Origin of the sequence: Paenibacillus sp. L3-i20 (assembly GCF_022180385.2) — a bacterium.
Lineage (GTDB): Bacteria > Bacillota > Bacilli > Paenibacillales > Paenibacillaceae > Pristimantibacillus.
This window is the reverse complement of record NZ_BQME02000002.1, coordinates 195166-211977: the sequence shown is the minus strand read 5'-3', so window position 1 is coordinate 211977 and position 16812 is coordinate 195166. Positions and strand designations below refer to the sequence as shown.

The 16812-nt window shown below is 43.1% G+C and carries 14 protein-coding genes; 1 reads left to right on the top strand and 13 read right to left on the bottom strand.

The window, feature by feature from the left end:
* Nucleotides 1–2 precede the first annotated feature (2 nt).
* The 13 genes from MFF31_RS14180 to lspA all read right to left on the bottom strand — a co-directional run bounded on the left by MFF31_RS14180 (nt 3) and on the right by lspA (nt 15801).
* Nucleotides 3–1082 carry an efflux RND transporter periplasmic adaptor subunit gene (locus tag MFF31_RS14180; RefSeq protein WP_238188774.1) on the bottom strand — a complete coding sequence of 360 codons (1080 nt, stop codon included), beginning with the start codon at nt 1080–1082 and terminating at the stop codon, nt 3–5.
* The gene (locus MFF31_RS14175) at nt 1048–1830 is read right to left on the bottom strand and encodes an ABC transporter ATP-binding protein (protein ID WP_238188773.1); all 783 of its coding nucleotides are present in this window, start codon (nt 1828–1830) and stop codon (nt 1048–1050) included. Before MFF31_RS14175 ends, MFF31_RS14180 begins: the two co-directional genes overlap by 35 nt.
* A gap of 170 nt (nt 1831–2000) precedes the next feature.
* The gene (locus MFF31_RS14170) at nt 2001–3731 is read right to left on the bottom strand and encodes a methyl-accepting chemotaxis protein (RefSeq protein WP_238188772.1); all 1731 of its coding nucleotides are present in this window, start codon (nt 3729–3731) and stop codon (nt 2001–2003) included.
* Nucleotides 3732–3985: 254 nt separating this feature from the next.
* Entirely contained in the window at nt 3986–4633 is a 648-nt protein-coding gene (gene pyrE, locus MFF31_RS14165) for an orotate phosphoribosyltransferase (protein WP_238188771.1), read from the bottom strand.
* Nucleotides 4630–5361, bottom strand: a complete 732-nt coding sequence (gene pyrF / locus MFF31_RS14160; RefSeq protein WP_238188770.1) for an orotidine-5'-phosphate decarboxylase — start codon at nt 5359–5361, stop codon at nt 4630–4632. Before pyrF ends, pyrE begins: the two co-directional genes overlap by 4 nt.
* Nucleotides 5362–5422: 61 nt before the next feature.
* The gene (gene carB, locus MFF31_RS14155; RefSeq protein ID WP_238188769.1) at nt 5423–8641 is read right to left on the bottom strand and encodes a carbamoyl-phosphate synthase large subunit; all 3219 of its coding nucleotides are present in this window, start codon (nt 8639–8641) and stop codon (nt 5423–5425) included.
* Nucleotides 8628–9773 (bottom strand): glutamine-hydrolyzing carbamoyl-phosphate synthase small subunit, encoded by a 1146-nt coding sequence (gene carA / locus MFF31_RS14150; protein ID WP_238188768.1) that lies wholly within the window; start codon nt 9771–9773, stop codon nt 8628–8630. Before carA ends, carB begins: the two co-directional genes overlap by 14 nt.
* Nucleotides 9774–9803: 30 nt before the next feature.
* Entirely contained in the window at nt 9804–11090 is a 1287-nt protein-coding gene (locus tag MFF31_RS14145) for a dihydroorotase (protein ID WP_238188767.1), read from the bottom strand.
* Between the two features lie 47 nt (nt 11091–11137).
* Nucleotides 11138–12037: an aspartate carbamoyltransferase catalytic subunit gene (locus tag MFF31_RS14140; protein WP_238188766.1), complete on the bottom strand. Its 900-nt coding sequence runs from the start codon at nt 12035–12037 to the stop codon at nt 11138–11140.
* Entirely contained in the window at nt 12034–12609 is a 576-nt protein-coding gene (gene pyrR, locus MFF31_RS14135; protein WP_238188765.1) for a bifunctional pyr operon transcriptional regulator/uracil phosphoribosyltransferase PyrR, read from the bottom strand. Before pyrR ends, MFF31_RS14140 begins: the two co-directional genes overlap by 4 nt.
* A 357-nt stretch (nt 12610–12966) precedes the next feature.
* The gene (locus MFF31_RS14130) at nt 12967–14202 is read right to left on the bottom strand and encodes an LL-diaminopimelate aminotransferase (protein ID WP_238192032.1); all 1236 of its coding nucleotides are present in this window, start codon (nt 14200–14202) and stop codon (nt 12967–12969) included.
* 155 nt (nt 14203–14357) lie between these two features.
* Complete coding sequence (locus tag MFF31_RS14125) at nt 14358–15299, bottom strand: RluA family pseudouridine synthase (RefSeq protein WP_238188764.1); 942 nt, start codon at nt 15297–15299, stop codon at nt 14358–14360.
* A complete protein-coding gene (gene lspA / locus MFF31_RS14120) occupies nt 15277–15801 on the bottom strand; it encodes a signal peptidase II (RefSeq protein WP_238188763.1) in 525 nt (174 codons plus the stop codon). The genes MFF31_RS14125 and lspA overlap by 23 nt, the downstream gene beginning before the upstream one ends.
* 294 nt (nt 15802–16095) lie before the next feature.
* On the opposite strand from lspA, the gene MFF31_RS14115 reads away from it, so the two are divergent.
* Nucleotides 16096–16812 carry a TraR/DksA C4-type zinc finger protein gene (locus MFF31_RS14115; protein WP_238192030.1) on the top strand — a complete coding sequence of 239 codons (717 nt, stop codon included), beginning with the start codon at nt 16096–16098 and terminating at the stop codon, nt 16810–16812.

Here is a 16812-nt window from a genome sequence, read left to right as displayed (position 1 = left end):
GGCTATCGACCTACGACTTTCTGACCTGGCTCTAGACCTTGTAATACTTCAATAGCAGTAGCCGTTTGTTGGCCAATTTCAATGTCCACTTCGCGTTTATTACCTTTATCATCAATAACTTGAACATAAGTGCGTGATCCGATGTTACGCAATGTGGACGGTGGGATTACAATTGCATCTTTCGTACGTTTTGTTATTACACTAACAGAGATTGGTGTTCCTCGTTTAAGATCCTTCGGAAGTTCTGACACTTCAAGAAGCATAAAGTCCTCTGGACGATCTGGCTTATTTTCGTTGCCGCCAGGGAAACCATTGCCGCCATTATTATTTTCTTCCTCAGCTACCTTAATAGGCATCTGATTAATTTTCCCCTTAAACTTGCCGACGCTGCTCACGTTGACTTCAACTTCCATACCGACCGCTACCTTCTCCAGTTCGGTTTTAGTAAGCTTAGAAGCAGCTGTAATTTTCTTAGTATCTGCTACAATCGCAATTGGATCATATGCCTTAGCAAGATCACCTTTTACAACATTCAAAGTAACAACTGTTCCATCAAATGGTGCAACAATTGTCGCCTTCTTAATTTCGGTTTCTTTGTCAACAAGCTTCTGTCTACTCGTCTCGAAAGTGATTTGCTTTTCCGCAAAATCATTTGGTTCCATCTCTGCTTGATTCCTAAGAGCATCCTTCATCGTATCTTCTAGTTTTTTGAACGCTATGCGGTCAAATCTAAGTTCTTGTTCCAATGTTTCAACGTCGAGCTCAGCAATGACATCACCAGCTTTAACAGCAGTTCCTACCTTCACATGGACTGCCTTTACACGTTTATCTTGGGTGAAGAATAACGTTTCTTCCTCCAGTGAAATCATCTTCCCAATTAGCGGAACCGTTGTTACCAAATCTTGAGTTGTAACATCATATTCCGGTTTCTTTGATATTTGCGGTTTAACGATTTCAGGTAATACTTCTTCTTCTTTTTCTTTAGGCAGCAATGCGCAGCCGCTTGTAAATACTAATGACAGGCTCATCGTAACAATCAATGATTGTTTAAATAAATTTCCCGTCAACCATTTCATAGACATGGTCGGCAACCTCCAAAATTGTAGGATCATGTGTAGTCATGCAAATAGAAACTTGTTCAGTGCGAATTATATTTTGAAAGACTGCCATAATTTGAGCTGACATCCCAGTGTCCAGCTCCGCCGTTGGCTCATCCGCAAGCAACAGAATAGGCTTATGCGCAATTGATTTTGCAATTGCAACACGTTGCTGCTCTCCGCCAGATAGCTCAAACGGACGATGATGCATTCGTTTCTCTAGTCCAACGAGCTCTAGACATTCTTCCACCCTACTCTTCCATTCTGAGCGAGGAGTCCCCGCCATACGAAGAGATAATTCAACATTTTCCCAGGCTGATAGAAGCGGCATCAATGCAAATGCTTGGAAAATAAAACCCATGCTTTTGCGACGTACTAATGTTCTTTCGTCATCGCTCATCTTGCTAAAAGGCAAACCGTTAAACAATATTTCACCTTTACTTGGGGTATCCAGTCCGCCCAAACAATTGAGCAATGTTGTTTTACCTGAACCTGATCTACCCTTAAGCATGACGAGTTGACTTGGTTTCACTTCCATCTGTATTCCCTTAAGCACATGAAGGGACGTACTCCCCACTTGAAAGAACCGTTCAACCTGATTGACGGCTAATAATACACCTTGTTTCTCAGACTGCTCTGGAGTGATTGAAGTCCCCTCATCTTGGTCTTTTATAAATAGCTCTTGTTCCTCTAACGATTCAGCCCTTTGAGTGATGGTCATAATTTCCTCCACTACCCCCTTTCTCCTCTATATCCATCTTAATTTTTCTAATCTTACAACATAGACGGTGTTTTGTATCAAAAAGTTACGCTTAATAACAACTCTATTAAACATTTTTTACCGCAAAAGAAAAAAGCCGCCTCAGCATATGTTGTCTTTTGCCGAAAACAGCCGAAACCCCTCTACTTTTTGACTTTAAAATGTGCAACTGTCCCGTTCAACTGATGAACGATATCATTCAAATTTCTAGATGCAGAAGTGATGTTTTCCATTAGTGCAAGCTGTTCTTCTGTCGCTGCTGCAACAGTTTCTGTATTTTGCAAATTCGCTGCAGCAGTCGCTGCGGTTTGCTCCATTGAAGCACTGACCTCTTCTGAGCTTGCTGACATTTGTTCGGTAATTGCTGAGTTCTCTTGCAGTTGTTGCGTCATTTGAGCAATAGAAGAACTAATAATATTCAGTTTATGACTTAAATCTTTTACTCTTTCTGTCCCGCGTCCAACCTCTTCCATCGTTTGATTCATAAACGCAGAAGCTCCAGCAATCTCACTTTTCGTAACCGCAACAAGTTCATTAATACTTTCGGCTGAGCCGAGAGAATTAGCAGCTAACTTCCTGATCTCAGATGCAACTACAGCAAATCCCTTTCCTTGCTCCCCGGCTCTTGCCGCTTCTATTGCAGCATTTAATGACAAAATATTTGTTTGATTGGAAACTGCAGTAATATTTTCTGCGATCGAGCCGATTTGAAGTGACCGTTTCTCTAGTGCAACTATTGTGGCAGAAAGTTTGTTTATTACAATTCCCACTTCATTCATTTGACCTTCCAATTGCTCAAGAGCAATCTGCCCCTGCTCTGCTTGCGAAGAAGTTACAATAGAATGATCTGCGATATCCGCTGTATTTTCAGCTATACGGCCAATGCCAACTGCCATCTCTTCAATCGCTCGAGAAGATTCTTCTGCTCCTCGTGCTTGAATCTCGGAGCCATTCGCCACCTCTTGAATATGTAAAGCAACTTGCTGGGATGCTGCAACAGACTCCTTTGATACATTAGATAAGTTTTCTGAAGACTGACTCACTTGACCCGTACTACTTAAAACGCCTGCAATAAGACCGTTCATTCCTTCAATCATGTCATCCATAGAACGTGCAATTTGACCTAGCTCATCCTTGTCATAACGAATATCTTTCGAGACAGTTAAATCACCTTCACTGACACGATGCGATTTGATTACGACCGTTTTAATCGTCTTCATCAGACGACTAATCATAAATGAAGCGATTGCAATTAAAGCGATTGCAATAACAATTATGCCCACTAACATCGTTATTTGAGACTTTTGCAAATGCTTCTCGATTTCTACCATCGTAAGCTGAGCATGTTTATCAATACTTTCACCAATCTCATCTATTCCTTCGCGACTAATCTGAAAATCGATATCAATTTTTAAATTTACAGGTTCGAACTTACCATCATCTACTGCTTTTACAACTAAATCGTACCAATTATTGTAATTTTTATTGTATAAATCAAAGATTTGAAGTGCAGTAAGACCTGACTGACCATAAGCCATCTCTAGCAAGTTAGCTGAATCCATAATTCCCCTTGCTTTAGTAATCCGCTCAATTGCTTGTTCATGGTTGAGTTTCAATTCTTTTTTTGCAGATATCATTTGATCTTTATTAAGCACACCAGATTCCAATTGCAAATAAGCCGCATATGACTGATACATATCTCTGTCTGCGTTTAAAACTAACGTACTTACTTGATTAGCTGTGTCGTAAATGTCTGAAGACATTTCATTGAAGATAGCTTTTTCTTCGCCTAATAAATACAAACCGGTAGCAGCATAACAAAGAAGAGGAAACGCAACCAACAAAGAGAGCTTAATTCTTAACGAAAATTTCAATTCCCATTGCACCCTTCCTAGTTAAAAATAGCTTACTTCATATTATCGGGATTCTCGTACTAAATTGAGAGAGCTTCGACACTTTATTTAGATCTTTGCCAAGCGTAAACTACAAACCGATTTCTGGTCGCTTAGCTCTCGTTTCGCGAAGAAATATAAGCCTCTTACAACATAACAAACTTATACATTCATATAGTTTAAAAAAGAGCGGTTTGAGTCATCGAAATTGACTCAAACCACTCTATATGTCCCTCTTACTTACCGAATGACTGTGGATCTTGACGCCATGCTTGGAGAGTAGCAACATCTGACTCTGCAACTTTGCCCAATTTAACAGCTGCTTCTATTAATGCAGTATAGTTAGACAAAGTATCTAGCTCAATATTTTCATCAGCGAATGCTTGCTTTGCAGAATCGAATTGATAAGTGAAGATCGCTAGCACGCCAGCTACCTCAGCGCCGGCCTCCCTAACTGCAAGAGCTGCCTTTAAAGAGCTACCACCTGTAGAAATCAGATCTTCAATAACTACAACCTTTTGTCCCGGCAAAACGCGTCCCTCGATCTGATTTTGTTTGCCATGGCCTTTTGCCTTATCTCGGATATATGCCATAGGCAAGTTCAGCTTCTGAGCTACCCAAGCTGCGTGAGGAATGCCAGCTGTAGATGTTCCAGCGATAACCTCTGCATCGGGATAACGCTCACGGATTACTGCTGCAAAACCTTCAGCAACAAGATCACGTATTTCTGGATATGTCATCGTTAGACGATTATCACAATAGATTGGTGACTTAATACCAGACGTCCAAGTGAAAGGATCATTCGGCTGAAGTGCAACTGCTCCAATCTCTAGCAAACTATTAGCAATTTCGTTAGGTAAATCTGTTAATGATCGTTTACTCATGCTTGGGTCAGCTCCTCGATAATAGATTCCAATGCGGCACGCGGATTAGGAGAAGCCGTAATCGGACGTCCTATAACCATAAAGTCAGTACCCTGCCTAAGCGCATCACTAGGTGTCATAATGCGTGATTGGTCATTCAATGCTGCACCTACAGGTCTAATGCCCGGAGTTACAGTTTGGAATGCAACGCCACAAGCTTCCTTGATCGCAACAACTTCGGATGGTGAAGCAACAACACCATTTAGCCCAGCTGCTTTTGCAAGTTCCGCATACCGTAATACTGCACTCTCGACAGATCCAGTAATTCCGATCTGCTCGTTCAGCACCTCTTGGCTTGTGCTTGTCAGCTGTGTAACAGCAATAACCGATGGTTTAGTGCCCCCTGCTATCATTGCTTGCTCAACACCTTCAAGAGCCGCTTCCATCATTGCAGTCCCGCCAGCAGCGTGGACATTAAACATGTCCACACCTAGCCGAGTTACGCTGTTCGCACCACCTTTGACGGTGTTAGGAATATCATGCATTTTGACATCTAGAAACACATAGTAGCCGCGTTTCTTCAAACTCTCCACGAAGGAGGGACCGGCAGCGTAGAATAGCTGCATTCCGACCTTCATATAACAGGGAATGCCCTTTAGCTCTTCTATGAGCCGTTCGGCGGCCTTGGCATCTGGATAATCCAGTGCTACCATAACTCGTCCTGCCGCCTGTTCTCTTGACAGCTTCATTGCCATTCCCTCCAAACTAGTTTTGTAGAACTAAGCTAATATTACTTTTCAACTTCATCATTTATTTTAAAACAACCGGCATAGCATTCGATGAGAAGTTAATCGTCTCCATCATTCTGAGCAATGCACGAACCGTATCAAGGGAAGTCATACAAACGACTCCGTTCTCAACTGCTTCACGTCTAATACGGAAGCCATCACGCTCAGGAGCCTTGCCTTTAGTCAACGTGTTGACAACAAAATGTGCTTTGCCTTCACGAACGAGGTCAAGAATGTTAGGAGCTCCTTCACTTAACTTGTTCACACGAGTTACATGCAGACCCGCATCCTCTAGTGCAGTCGCTGTACCCCCTGTTGCAAAAATTTTGTAACCTATATTGTAGAAGCCACGAAGCAACTCGACTGCTTCTTCTTTATCTTTGTCTGCTACAGTCGCTACGATTGCACCAGAAGTAGGAATTTTCATACCAGCTCCGATAAGTCCTTTGTACAATGCTTTAGCATATTGTACATCGCGGCCCATAACTTCACCCGTTGATTTCATCTCTGGAGTAAGGGTTGGATCGACGCGGCGAAGCTTCGCAAAGGAGAATACTGGGACCTTTACGGAAACGAATTCATCTTCTGGCCATAGTCCATCTGTGTAGCCAAGATCCGCAAGCTTCGTGCCCATGATCGCTTTTGTCGCTAGATTAGCCATCGGAATGTTAGTAACCTTGCTTAAGAACGGTACCGTACGCGAGGAACGCGGGTTAACCTCGATCACATATACTTGTTCCTTATGGATAACAAATTGAATGTTTACTAGACCAAGCACTTTAAATTCTTTTGCGATCTTGATCGTAATATCAACAATTTGTTTCTTAATATCGTCTGATAGTGATTGCGGAGGGTATACCGCAATCGAGTCACCGGAATGGACGCCTGCACGTTCAACATGCTCCATAATGCCCGGAATAAGAACTGTTTCTCCGTCGCAAATTGCATCAACTTCAGCTTCTTTACCAAGCATGTAGCGGTCAATTAGTACCGGATGTTCAGGATTAATCTTAACAGCAACTTCCATATAACCAAGAAGCTCTTCATCGGAGTATACAATCTCCATTGCACGTCCGCCTAGTACATACGAAGGTCGAACTAACACCGGATAACCAAGCTTCTGCGCAGTAACAACTGCTTCGTCAACCGAAGTAACTGTGTTTCCTTCTGGTTGTGCAATATCCAGCTTACGTAGCAATGCTTCGAATTTTTTGCGGTCTTCAGCTGCATCAATGCTCTCTAGGCTGGAGCCGAGAATACGTACGCCAGCTTTTACAAGCGGAGCTGCTAGATTAATTGCCGTTTGACCACCGAATTGTACGATAACACCAATTGGCTTCTCTTGCTCGATAACATTCATAACATCTTCGAAGAATAGAGGCTCGAAGTAAAGACGATCCGATGTACTAAAGTCCGTCGATACAGTCTCTGGATTGTTGTTAATAATAACCGCTTCATATCCTGCGTTCTGGATCGCCCATACCGCATGTACTGTAGAGTAGTCGAATTCAATACCTTGTCCGATACGAATTGGACCTGAACCAAGTACCAGTACCTTCTGCTTAGTCGTTTCAATAACTTCGTTCTCTACTTCATAAGTGGAGTAGTAGTAAGGAGTTGTTGCTTCGAACTCAGCCGCACATGTATCAACCATTTTGTAAACTGGTTTCAAGTTATTTTCTAACCGGAACGCGCGTACATCCGCTTCTGTTGTATGACTTCCGTTCGGGAAACCTTCCTTACGAATTTCGGCGATAGAACGATCAGAGAAACCTTTCCGTTTCGCTTCATAAAGAGATTGCAGATTCAATGTTGATTCTTTACGCAGACGATCCTCGAATTGTACGATGGATTGAATTTTGTCTAGGAACCACCAGTCGATATTCGTAATCGTTTGAATCTCTTGCAGGGAGTAACCGCGGCGGAATGCTTCCGCAACAAGGAACATACGCTCATCATCCGGTTTTTCCAAACGGCTGCGAAGTACAGACTCTTCAAGGGAAGAAGCTTCTTTTAGATGAATACGATGTGCACCAATCTCAAGTGAACGAACCGCTTTATGAATAGACTCTTCAAATGTACGGCCAATAGCCATAACTTCGCCTGTTGCCTTCATTTGCGTACCTAGCTTACGGTTAGCATTTACGAATTTATCAAAAGGCCAGCGAGGGATTTTCGATACGATATAGTCGAGTGTAGGCTCGAAGCAAGCGTAAGTTTGTCCTGTTACTGGGTTAACCAGCTCATCAAGTGTATAACCGACCGCAATTTTTGCTGCCATCTTAGCAATTGGATATCCCGTTGCTTTGGAAGCTAGCGCAGACGAACGGCTTACACGCGGGTTAACTTCAATAACATAATATTGGTAGCTGTGTGGATCAAGCGCGAACTGTACGTTACATCCGCCTTCGATGTTCAGCGCTCTAATTATTTTCAATGATGCAGAACGAAGCATCTGATATTCACGATCTGACAATGTTTGAGAAGGCGCTACAACAATACTGTCGCCTGTGTGTACGCCAACCGGATCAAAGTTTTCCATGTTGCACACGACGATACAGTTGTCGTTCGCATCGCGCATTACTTCATATTCAACTTCCTTCATGCCAGCAATCGATTTCTCGATTAGACATTGGTTGATCGGGCTATACCGAATACCGGAAGCAACGATTTCAAGCAACTCTTCTTCATTCGCACAAATACCGCCACCTGTACCGCCTAGTGTGTAAGCAGGACGAACGATAATTGGATATCCGATTCGGTTAGCGAATGTCACAGCATCTTCAACAGTAGTAACGATGTCGCTATCTGGTACTGGTTGTTCAAGCTCACGCATAAGATCACGGAACAAATCACGATCTTCCGCTTTCTCAATAGCGATTAGTTGTGTACCTAGCAGCTTCACATTCTCACGCTCTAGAACGCCAGCACGAGCAAGTTCAACTGCCATATTAAGACCCGTTTGTCCGCCAAGCGTTGGAAGCAAACCATCTGGACGCTCTTGACGAATGATTTGAGATACAAATTCTAATGTGATCGGCTCGATGTAGACTTTATCTGCCATGTTCGTATCCGTCATGATCGTAGCTGGATTACTGTTGATTAGGACAACTTCGTAGCCTTCCTCCTTAAGCGCTTGACAAGCTTGAGTTCCAGCATAATCAAATTCCGCCGCTTGACCGATAACAATCGGGCCTGACCCGATTACAAGAATTTTTTTGAGTTCATTATTTTTGGGCATACTGAAGCTCTCCTCTCAACGTCTCGGACAGGATAGCCTGGCGAGGTTTTGTTGGGTTATTTCTTTTATGTGTACGGATCATCTCTAGAAATTCATCGAATAAATAGCTGGAATCAAACGGTCCTGGAGCAGCTTCTGGATGGTACTGCACAGAGAACGCTGGATAAGTATTATGTTTAAGGCCCTCAATCGTCTTATCGTTATTATTAATGTGTGTAACTACAAGTGGAGTACCTTCCACAGAAGAATCTACTACCGTGTAGCCATGGTTTTGTGAAGTAATGTAGCAACGATTAGTTTCAAGCTCTTTCACCGGGTGATTGCCGCCGCGGTGACCGAATTTAAGTTTGCCGGTGTCTGCTCCGCAAGCAAGTGCGAACAGTTGATGTCCAAGGCAGATCCCGAAAATCGGAATTTCACCAAGCAATTCAGAAATCATTTTCACTGCATGAGGAACATCTTTTGGATCCCCAGGACCGTTAGACAATTGAATGCCATCAGGTGCATAACGACGGATTTCATCTGCCGTTGTGTCATGAGGAACAACGATTACATCACAGCCGCGCTGTGTCAACTCGCGCAAAATACCGCTTTTTGCACCAAAGTCAACAAGAACGATCCGTTCACGATTGCCTGGGCTTGAGAATACATGCTTTGTAGATGTGCGAGCTACTTGATCAGTCATCAAGGTGGACAAGCTTAGACGTTCTGCAAGTTCTTCCACACGCTCATTGCCAGTTGTAATTAGACCTTTCATCGTACCGAAGTGGCGCAGTTTGCGTGTAAGCATACGCGTATCGATATCGCTGATGCCTGGAATATCGTATTCTTTTAACAATTGACCAAGAGAATATTGTGCACGCCAGTTGCTAGGTACCGGCTCATGACGACGTACGACGAAGCCATGAATGTATGGACGCATTGATTCAAAATCATCGCGAGTGATGCCGTAGTTACCAATTAGCGGGTACGTCATCGTAACGATTTGACCACAATATGACGGGTCAGAAAGCACCTCTTGATAACCTGTAATACCTGTATTGAAAACAACCTCGCCCATCATTTGCGCTTCAGCGCCGAAGGATAAGCCGGTGAATAATGTTCCATCTTCCAACAATAGTCTTGCTTGCATCCGAATCACTCCTCTGGTGTTAATAAAAGTCTATTCCGTCCAAACAATCTTTCCATCAACAATAGTTACAACTGGCCATCCTTTTAATTTCCATCCACCGAATGGTGTATTGTTGCTCTTCGACAGGAACGTTGCAGGATCAACCTCTCGTTCGTTATCCAAATCAACAATCGTAAGATCCGCTGGTGCGCCTTGCACTAGGTTCCCCGTTTCCAATCGGAACACTCGAGCCGGGTCTGAAGTCATACGTTGTAGAAGGAAGCCCAGCGTCCACTTGCCTGTTTCAACAAACTTTGTATACAGGAGCGGAAAAGCTGTTTCGAACCCAACAATGCCGAATGGCGCTAAATCAACACCGCGACCTTTTTCTTCTGCGCTATGGGGCGCATGATCAGTTACGATCATGTCGAGTGTGCCATCTTCTAGTCCTTCAATTACGGCTTGAACATCTCGTGGCGTGCGCAGCGGAGGGTTCATTTTCCAATTGGCATCGTCTAGACCCGGAATGTCCTCATCCGAAAGAATAAGATGATGCGGGCAAACTTCAGCAGTTACTTTAATGCCAACGCTTTTAGCTAGTCTGATCAGACGAACGGACTGCTCTGTGCTAACATGACAGACATGATAATGAACGCCTGTTGCTTCTGCAAGAAGAACATCACGGCCAACATGAATCGCTTCGGATTCATTTGGAATCCCTTTAAGACCATGCTTGCGGGAGAATGCCCCTTCGCTTGCCCATGCGCCCTCAACTAACGTGTCATCTTCACAATGTGCGATAACTGGTATATCCAGCGACTTGGCAAGTGCCATTGCATTTTTCATCATCTGAGCATTTTGAACGCCTACGCCGTCATCTGTAAATCCGATTGCGCCAGCTTCTTTAAGTGCTGCGAAGTCTGTTAACTCTCTACCAAGCTCGTTTTTTGTAATCGCGGCGTATGGAAGAACCTTTACGATACCCGCTTCAGCTGCTTTATCCAATACGTACTTTACAGTCTCTGGCTTATCGATAACTGGACGCGTGTTAGGCATACAAGCGATTGTTGTAAAGCCGCCCTTTGCTGCTGAACGTGAACCTGTTATAATATCTTCTTTATGTTCAAATCCCGGATCTCTCAAATGTACATGCATATCGATAAAGCCAGCTGATACGAGCTTACCATCTGCATTAATAACTTCCGCACTTCCAGTATCGATACTTGCACTGCCATCCACTAGCTCTGCAATTTTACCTTCATTAACACGTAAATGTTTTTTCTCTGTGCGACCCGTTTCTTCATTCCAGACGTTTCCGTTAATGATCCATAACGACATTGTTCATTCACCCTCCGGTTATATTCGGTTATAACGTATAAGTTCTGCTAGCCTAATGCTCTTTCGATAACCGCCATCCGAATCGGTACGCCATTTTGCATTTGCGGGAAAATTTTCGATTGCGGATGTTCTACCAACTCACTATCGATTTCCACATTTCTATTAACTGGTGCAGGATGCATAATAATGGCATGTTTTGCTATTTTTTCAGCTCTTGCTACTGTAAGTCCATAGTTCTCACGATAGGATTCCGCAGAGTTCAGCATCCCGCTTGCATGACGCTCAAGTTGTACACGCAGCATCATAACTACATCCGCTTTGATTGCTTCATCTATTGAAACATATGGCGCATCCAGATCGGCAGCTTGCATATTTGATGGAGCACAGAAGTTTACATTCGCTCCAAACTTACGAAGTGCATATAGATTGGATCTCGCAACTCGGCTATGTAGAATGTCACCTACTATAGAAACATTCAAGCCTTTCAGTGATCCAAACTGCTTGCGCATCGTATAAAGATCAAGTAACGCTTGTGTCGGATGTTCATTGTTTCCATCACCCGCATTAATAAGTGGAACTTTGATGCTTGTTGCAAGCTCTGCAAGCACGCCTGACGGCTTCAGCCGAATAATACCAACATCAATGCCCATTGATTCAAGAGTACGAACCGTATCATAGATAGACTCGCCCTTCTCTACACTAGAAGCTGCTGCGGAGAAATTGATTACTTCTGCACCAAGTCTTTTCTCAGCAACTTCGAACGAAAATCTTGTCCGTGTACTATTTTCAAAAAACATATTCGCTGCAAATTTGCCTTGCGATACTTGATGTACTTTTGAAGAATGATTTTCCCAATAAGCAGCACGATCAAGAATGGATTCAATTTCTTCCTTGTCCAATTCCTTTAATCCGAGCAAACTCCGTTGTTTTAGTTCTGTAAGTGTCATCCGGTTTGCCCCCTTTGATTAATAAGTGTCACCTGATCTGTCAGGTCGACTTCATTTAGAAAAACTTCGATTTGTTCTTGTTTCGATGTTGGAACATTTTTGCCGATATAATCTGGTCTGATTGGCAGTTCACGATGTCCTCGATCTACCAATACAGCGAGTTGAATGCTTCTAGGTCGCCCATAGTCCATAAGTGCATCCATCGCTGCACGAATAGTGCGGCCCGTGTAAAGGACGTCGTCGACCAAAATGATAATCTTGTCCTTCGTTGTGAATGGTATGCCTTCTACATCTCCAGGTGTAGCTGCTGCTTCTATAGATATCGTCGCTCCATCTAATCTATCATCTCTATATAGAGTAATATCCAGCTCATGAACCGGCACTGGCTTTCCTTCAATCTCACCGATCCGCTCAGCGACACGGTTAGCCAAATATATACCTCTTGTCCGGATGCCTACAATTATGCAATCATCAATTCCTTTATTTCTCTCTACGATCTCATGGGCAATCCGTGTTAAAGCTCTTCGAATTGCTGTTTCGTCCATGATAACTACATGTTCTTCATCAGCCATTGTCCCACTCCTTCCATTAATCGCCTTCAAATCCATGAAGGTAACAAAAAAACTCCTTGCGAAGTTCGCAAGGAGTTTGTGATCAGTCAGTTAAAGAAGAGGGTACCCAAAGTCCTCTGGTCAACAGACCTCAGACGTATGTTCGGATATCCAAATCTAATCAATATTAGACCTATATTCACGTTACCTTGCCAGTCTCACAGGACTGAGTTAAAGGTACTGCTCTGTATCATAGGAATTATCCCACGATCGACAAAAGAAGTCAAGAGCATATATGCCTTTTGCTCGTCATTAGTGTGGGCTATTTCCACCCGACTATGCAGAGATAACGTTAATAACGTCTACTTGAAAAATTGTTTAAAGGCTCAGCTTACGAATACGTTCAACCGCTTTTTCCGTATTTTCGCGGCTTCCGAAAGCTGTAAGACGGAAGTAGCCTTGACCGCTCTGCCCAAACCCAACACCTGGTGTACCTACGATGTTTGCTTCATTCAGCAACTTATCGAAGAAGCTCCATGAATCCATTCCCTTTGGCGTCTTCAGCCAAATGTAAGGAGCATTGACCCCGCCGAACACTTCTAGACCAAGAGATGCCAGACCATCACGGATAATAGCTGCATTTGTCATATAATATTCGACCAAGGAAGCAATTTCTTGTTTGCCCTCTTCGGAATAGATAGCTGCGGCCCCGCGTTGTGTCACATAAGAAACGCCATTGAACTTCGTCGTGTGACGACGATTCCAAAGGTCATTGATTAGAACGGAGTTGCCTTCGATATCGAAGCCTTTGAGATCGCGCGGTACAACAGTATACGCGCAGCGAATGCCTGTAAATCCAGCCGTTTTCGAGAAACTGCGGAATTCAATTGCAACTTCTCTAGCTCCTTCAATTTCATAAATGCTATGTGGAACATCCTCTTCTTGGATGAACGCTTCATACGCGGAGTCAAATAAGATTAAGCATTTATTTTCTCTAGCGTAGTCAACCCAAACTTGCAACTCGGCTTTTGTCAGCGTCATGCCCGTTGGATTGTTCGGATAGCAGAGATAAATCAAATCAACTTTGCGGTCGGGCAAACTTGGCTTGAAATTATTTTCCGCAGTACATTCCAAGTAAACGATGTTTTCATAACGCTTCGTCTCTTGATTGTACTTTCCTGAACGTCCTGCCATAACGTTTGTATCGACGTAAACAGGGTATACAGGATCTTGTACAGCAATGATGCTGTCTGTGCTGAAAATTTCTTGAATGTTGCCGACATCACATTTCGAGCCGTCACTAACAAACACTTCATTAACAGCAATATCGATACCCCGCGCTTTGTAATCATTTTCGATAATCGCTTGAATGAGGAAATCATAACCTTGCTCTGGCCCATATCCACGGAAAGTACCCGGCTCAGCCAGCTCGTCCACAGCACCGTGCATCGCTTTCAATACGGATTGCGGCAAGCCGCGAGTAACGTCACCAATGCCAAGGCTAATAATTTCCGCATTCGGGTTTTCTTGAATGAATTTAGTCCGTCTTTTCGCAATTTCAGAAAATAAATAGCTGCCTTGCAGCTCCAAGTAATTTTGATTAATAGCTGTCATGAATGTCACCTATCCCTATCCCCAATAAATTCACCTATGATATGAATAGAATAACGTACTTTCAGAAGCAACATAATGCAGGATCTGCCGAAAAGTTTGCACTTATTTCAGCACTTACTGGCATGCTAATTATTTGAGCTGCAATCAAACTGACATTAACGTAGACGCAAACTGTTTAATACATGTTCCATATCATCGGGAATCGGTACTTCAAAGTTTAAACGCTCACCTGTACGAGGATGTGTGAATCCAAGTAATGCAGCGTGCAACGCTTGTCCTTTGAGGGCAACCGTTTTATTTACACCATATACAGGGTCACCAGCAAGTGGATGGCCAATATATTTCATATGCACTCTAATTTGATGCGTTCTACCCGTCTCAAGCTGAAGCTCCATAAGTGTAAAATCACCAAGTCGCTCCAGTACAACAAAATGGGTAACAGCTACTTTACTATTATGGCCAGTCACTGTGAACAACTTCCGATCATTCGTATCACGTCCAATTGGAGCGTCAATTGTTCCATGGTCATGAGGCACATTTCCATGCACTAATGCAATATATTTGCGAGTAACGGAGTGCTCTTTCAACTGCTCAGCAAGCGACACATGTGCAAGATCATTTTTCGCTGCCATTAGTAGTCCTGTCGTGTCCTTATCGATTCGATGCACGATGCCAGGGCGCAACATTCCGTTAATCCCAGATAGATCTTTACAATGATGCATAAGTGCATTAACAACTGTACCCGATGAGTGTCCAGGAGCTGGATGCACGACCATTCCACGCGATTTATTAATAACAATGACGTCAGAATCCTCGTACATAACCGTAAGAGGGATATCTTCTGCGACGATGTCCATACTTTCAGCTTCAGGGATTGTCAGTACAACAACATCGTCTTCGACTGTTTTGTAGTTAGCTTTTACTATACTGCCATTCACTTGTACAGCACCGGCTTTAATCCATTCTTGCACCTGCGTCCGTGATATACCCGCTTCGTCGATTTGCTCGACAACAAATTTATCAATTCTCTCACCCGTTTGCTCGGGTTCGACTTTCCATTCATGTGTCACTTCTTCAAGCGTTGGATTGCTGTTCATGCTCTTTTTGCTCCTTATCTACTTGCGCAAGCTGTTTCTTTTCTTCTCTCATACTAATAATCGTATCAAGCAGGATTAGCCCTACTCCACATACAATTGCCGAATCCGCAATGTTAAAAATGGGGAACGTATAGCTGCCAAAGTTAAATTTGAAGAAATCGACAACCTCTCCAAATCGAACACGATCTACAAAATTACCAATAGCGCCGCCAAGTACGAGTGCTAAACCTAATAATAGAGGTGTTTTTCCAACTTTCCTCATCATATGCAAATACCAAATCAATGCCGTTACAATTACAACTGTAACAATAATAAAGAAGGTGCGCTGATTTTGCAAAATACCGAATGCTGCACCCGTATTGCGATGAGATGTGATAAGGAAAAAGTTACCTATTACGCTAATTTCCTCATACAATTCCATTCTTGTAGCAACAATCTTTTTCGTTACAAAATCAACAATAAGAACAATGATTGAAATGAGGTAATAGTACCAATAACGCATTTAACCACTCCCAAAAAGTTTTGTAATGCAGAACTTCACTCCACAAGCGTGATATTGAGCCCGTTAAGGAAAGCTATACATCGCAATTACAAGTTGTTGCCCATCCAATTAAAGCATCACTCTTTTTGACAATTTTTCTTGTAATTTAATTAGTGTAGCACATGGCTCTGAACAGAACCAGTAATTGCGTTTCCATACAAGATCAAGCTTCCATGCATGCCCATACTGAAATCAATCTGAACAGCAAAAGCTATAGAGGCAATTATGTTAGCGGTAAAGGACGGTGCAATCTACATGACATCAATAACAAGTCCAAAGCTTGCCTTGCTGCACAATCGGTTGGTGAATGAGCAGGAAGAAATTGAATCCAGGCTGTATCATAATCAGCATTACGGTAAAGCACAATCACTTCGCGATCAAACCGGTGAATTGTCACCCATCGACAACCATCCAGGCGATCTTGCAACCGAGCTTTATGAACGAGAAAAGGATATTGCACTCCTTGAGCAAGAGGAGCTTCACCTTAAGCGAATAGAAGCTGCTCTTACTGCTATGGAAAATGGAACATATGGCACTTGTATCTCTTGTGGTGAAAAAATACCATATGAACGACTCGATGCAGCCCCAGACACTCTCTATTGCATCGAACATGCGCCAAGAAATCAATTGTCACATGATCGTCCAATCGAAGAAGCTTATTTGCAACCGCCATTCGGACGGTCTAGCATGGACGAACGTATTGATTACAATGGATTTGATGGTGAAGATGCTTGGCAAATTGTCGAGCAATGGGGCAATGCAGATTCTCCAGCCATGTCCGAAAATCGGAATGCCACCGACTATTCCCACATCGGTATTGAAGCAGAGGAAAATGATGGATATGTAGAATCCATTGAAAGCTTCCTTGCTACAGACATTACTGGCCGTCACGTTTCCGTTGTTCGCAATCGTGAATATGATCATTATATTCACAGCGATGAAGGTGATCATGGACTAGAGGCTGACGATTAA

Bases quoted from the DNA above. Each gene is read 5' to 3' on its own strand.
- MFF31_RS14180 (WP_238188774.1), bottom strand. From the start codon at position 1,082: ATGTCTATGAAATGGTTGACGGGAAATTTATTTAAACAATCATTGATT.
- pyrE (WP_238188771.1), bottom strand. From the start codon at position 4,633: ATGAGTAAACGATCATTAACAGATTTACCTAACGAAATTGCTAATAGT.
- pyrF (WP_238188770.1), bottom strand. From the start codon at position 5,361: ATGAAGCTGTCAAGAGAACAGGCGGCAGGACGAGTTATGGTAGCACTG.
- carB (WP_238188769.1), bottom strand. From the start codon at position 8,641: ATGCCCAAAAATAATGAACTCAAAAAAATTCTTGTAATCGGGTCAGGC.
- carA (WP_238188768.1), bottom strand. From the start codon at position 9,773: ATGCAAGCAAGACTATTGTTGGAAGATGGAACATTATTCACCGGCTTA.
- MFF31_RS14145 (WP_238188767.1), bottom strand. From the start codon at position 11,090: ATGTCGTTATGGATCATTAACGGAAACGTCTGGAATGAAGAAACGGGT.
- MFF31_RS14140 (WP_238188766.1), bottom strand. From the start codon at position 12,037: ATGACACTTACAGAACTAAAACAACGGAGTTTGCTCGGATTAAAGGAA.
- pyrR (WP_238188765.1), bottom strand. From the start codon at position 12,609: ATGGCTGATGAAGAACATGTAGTTATCATGGACGAAACAGCAATTCGA.
- MFF31_RS14130 (WP_238192032.1), bottom strand. From the start codon at position 14,202: ATGACAGCTATTAATCAAAATTACTTGGAGCTGCAAGGCAGCTATTTA.
- MFF31_RS14125 (WP_238188764.1), bottom strand. From the start codon at position 15,299: ATGAACAGCAATCCAACGCTTGAAGAAGTGACACATGAATGGAAAGTC.
- lspA (WP_238188763.1), bottom strand. From the start codon at position 15,801: ATGCGTTATTGGTACTATTACCTCATTTCAATCATTGTTCTTATTGTT.
- MFF31_RS14115 (WP_238192030.1), top strand. From the start codon at position 16,096: ATGACATCAATAACAAGTCCAAAGCTTGCCTTGCTGCACAATCGGTTG.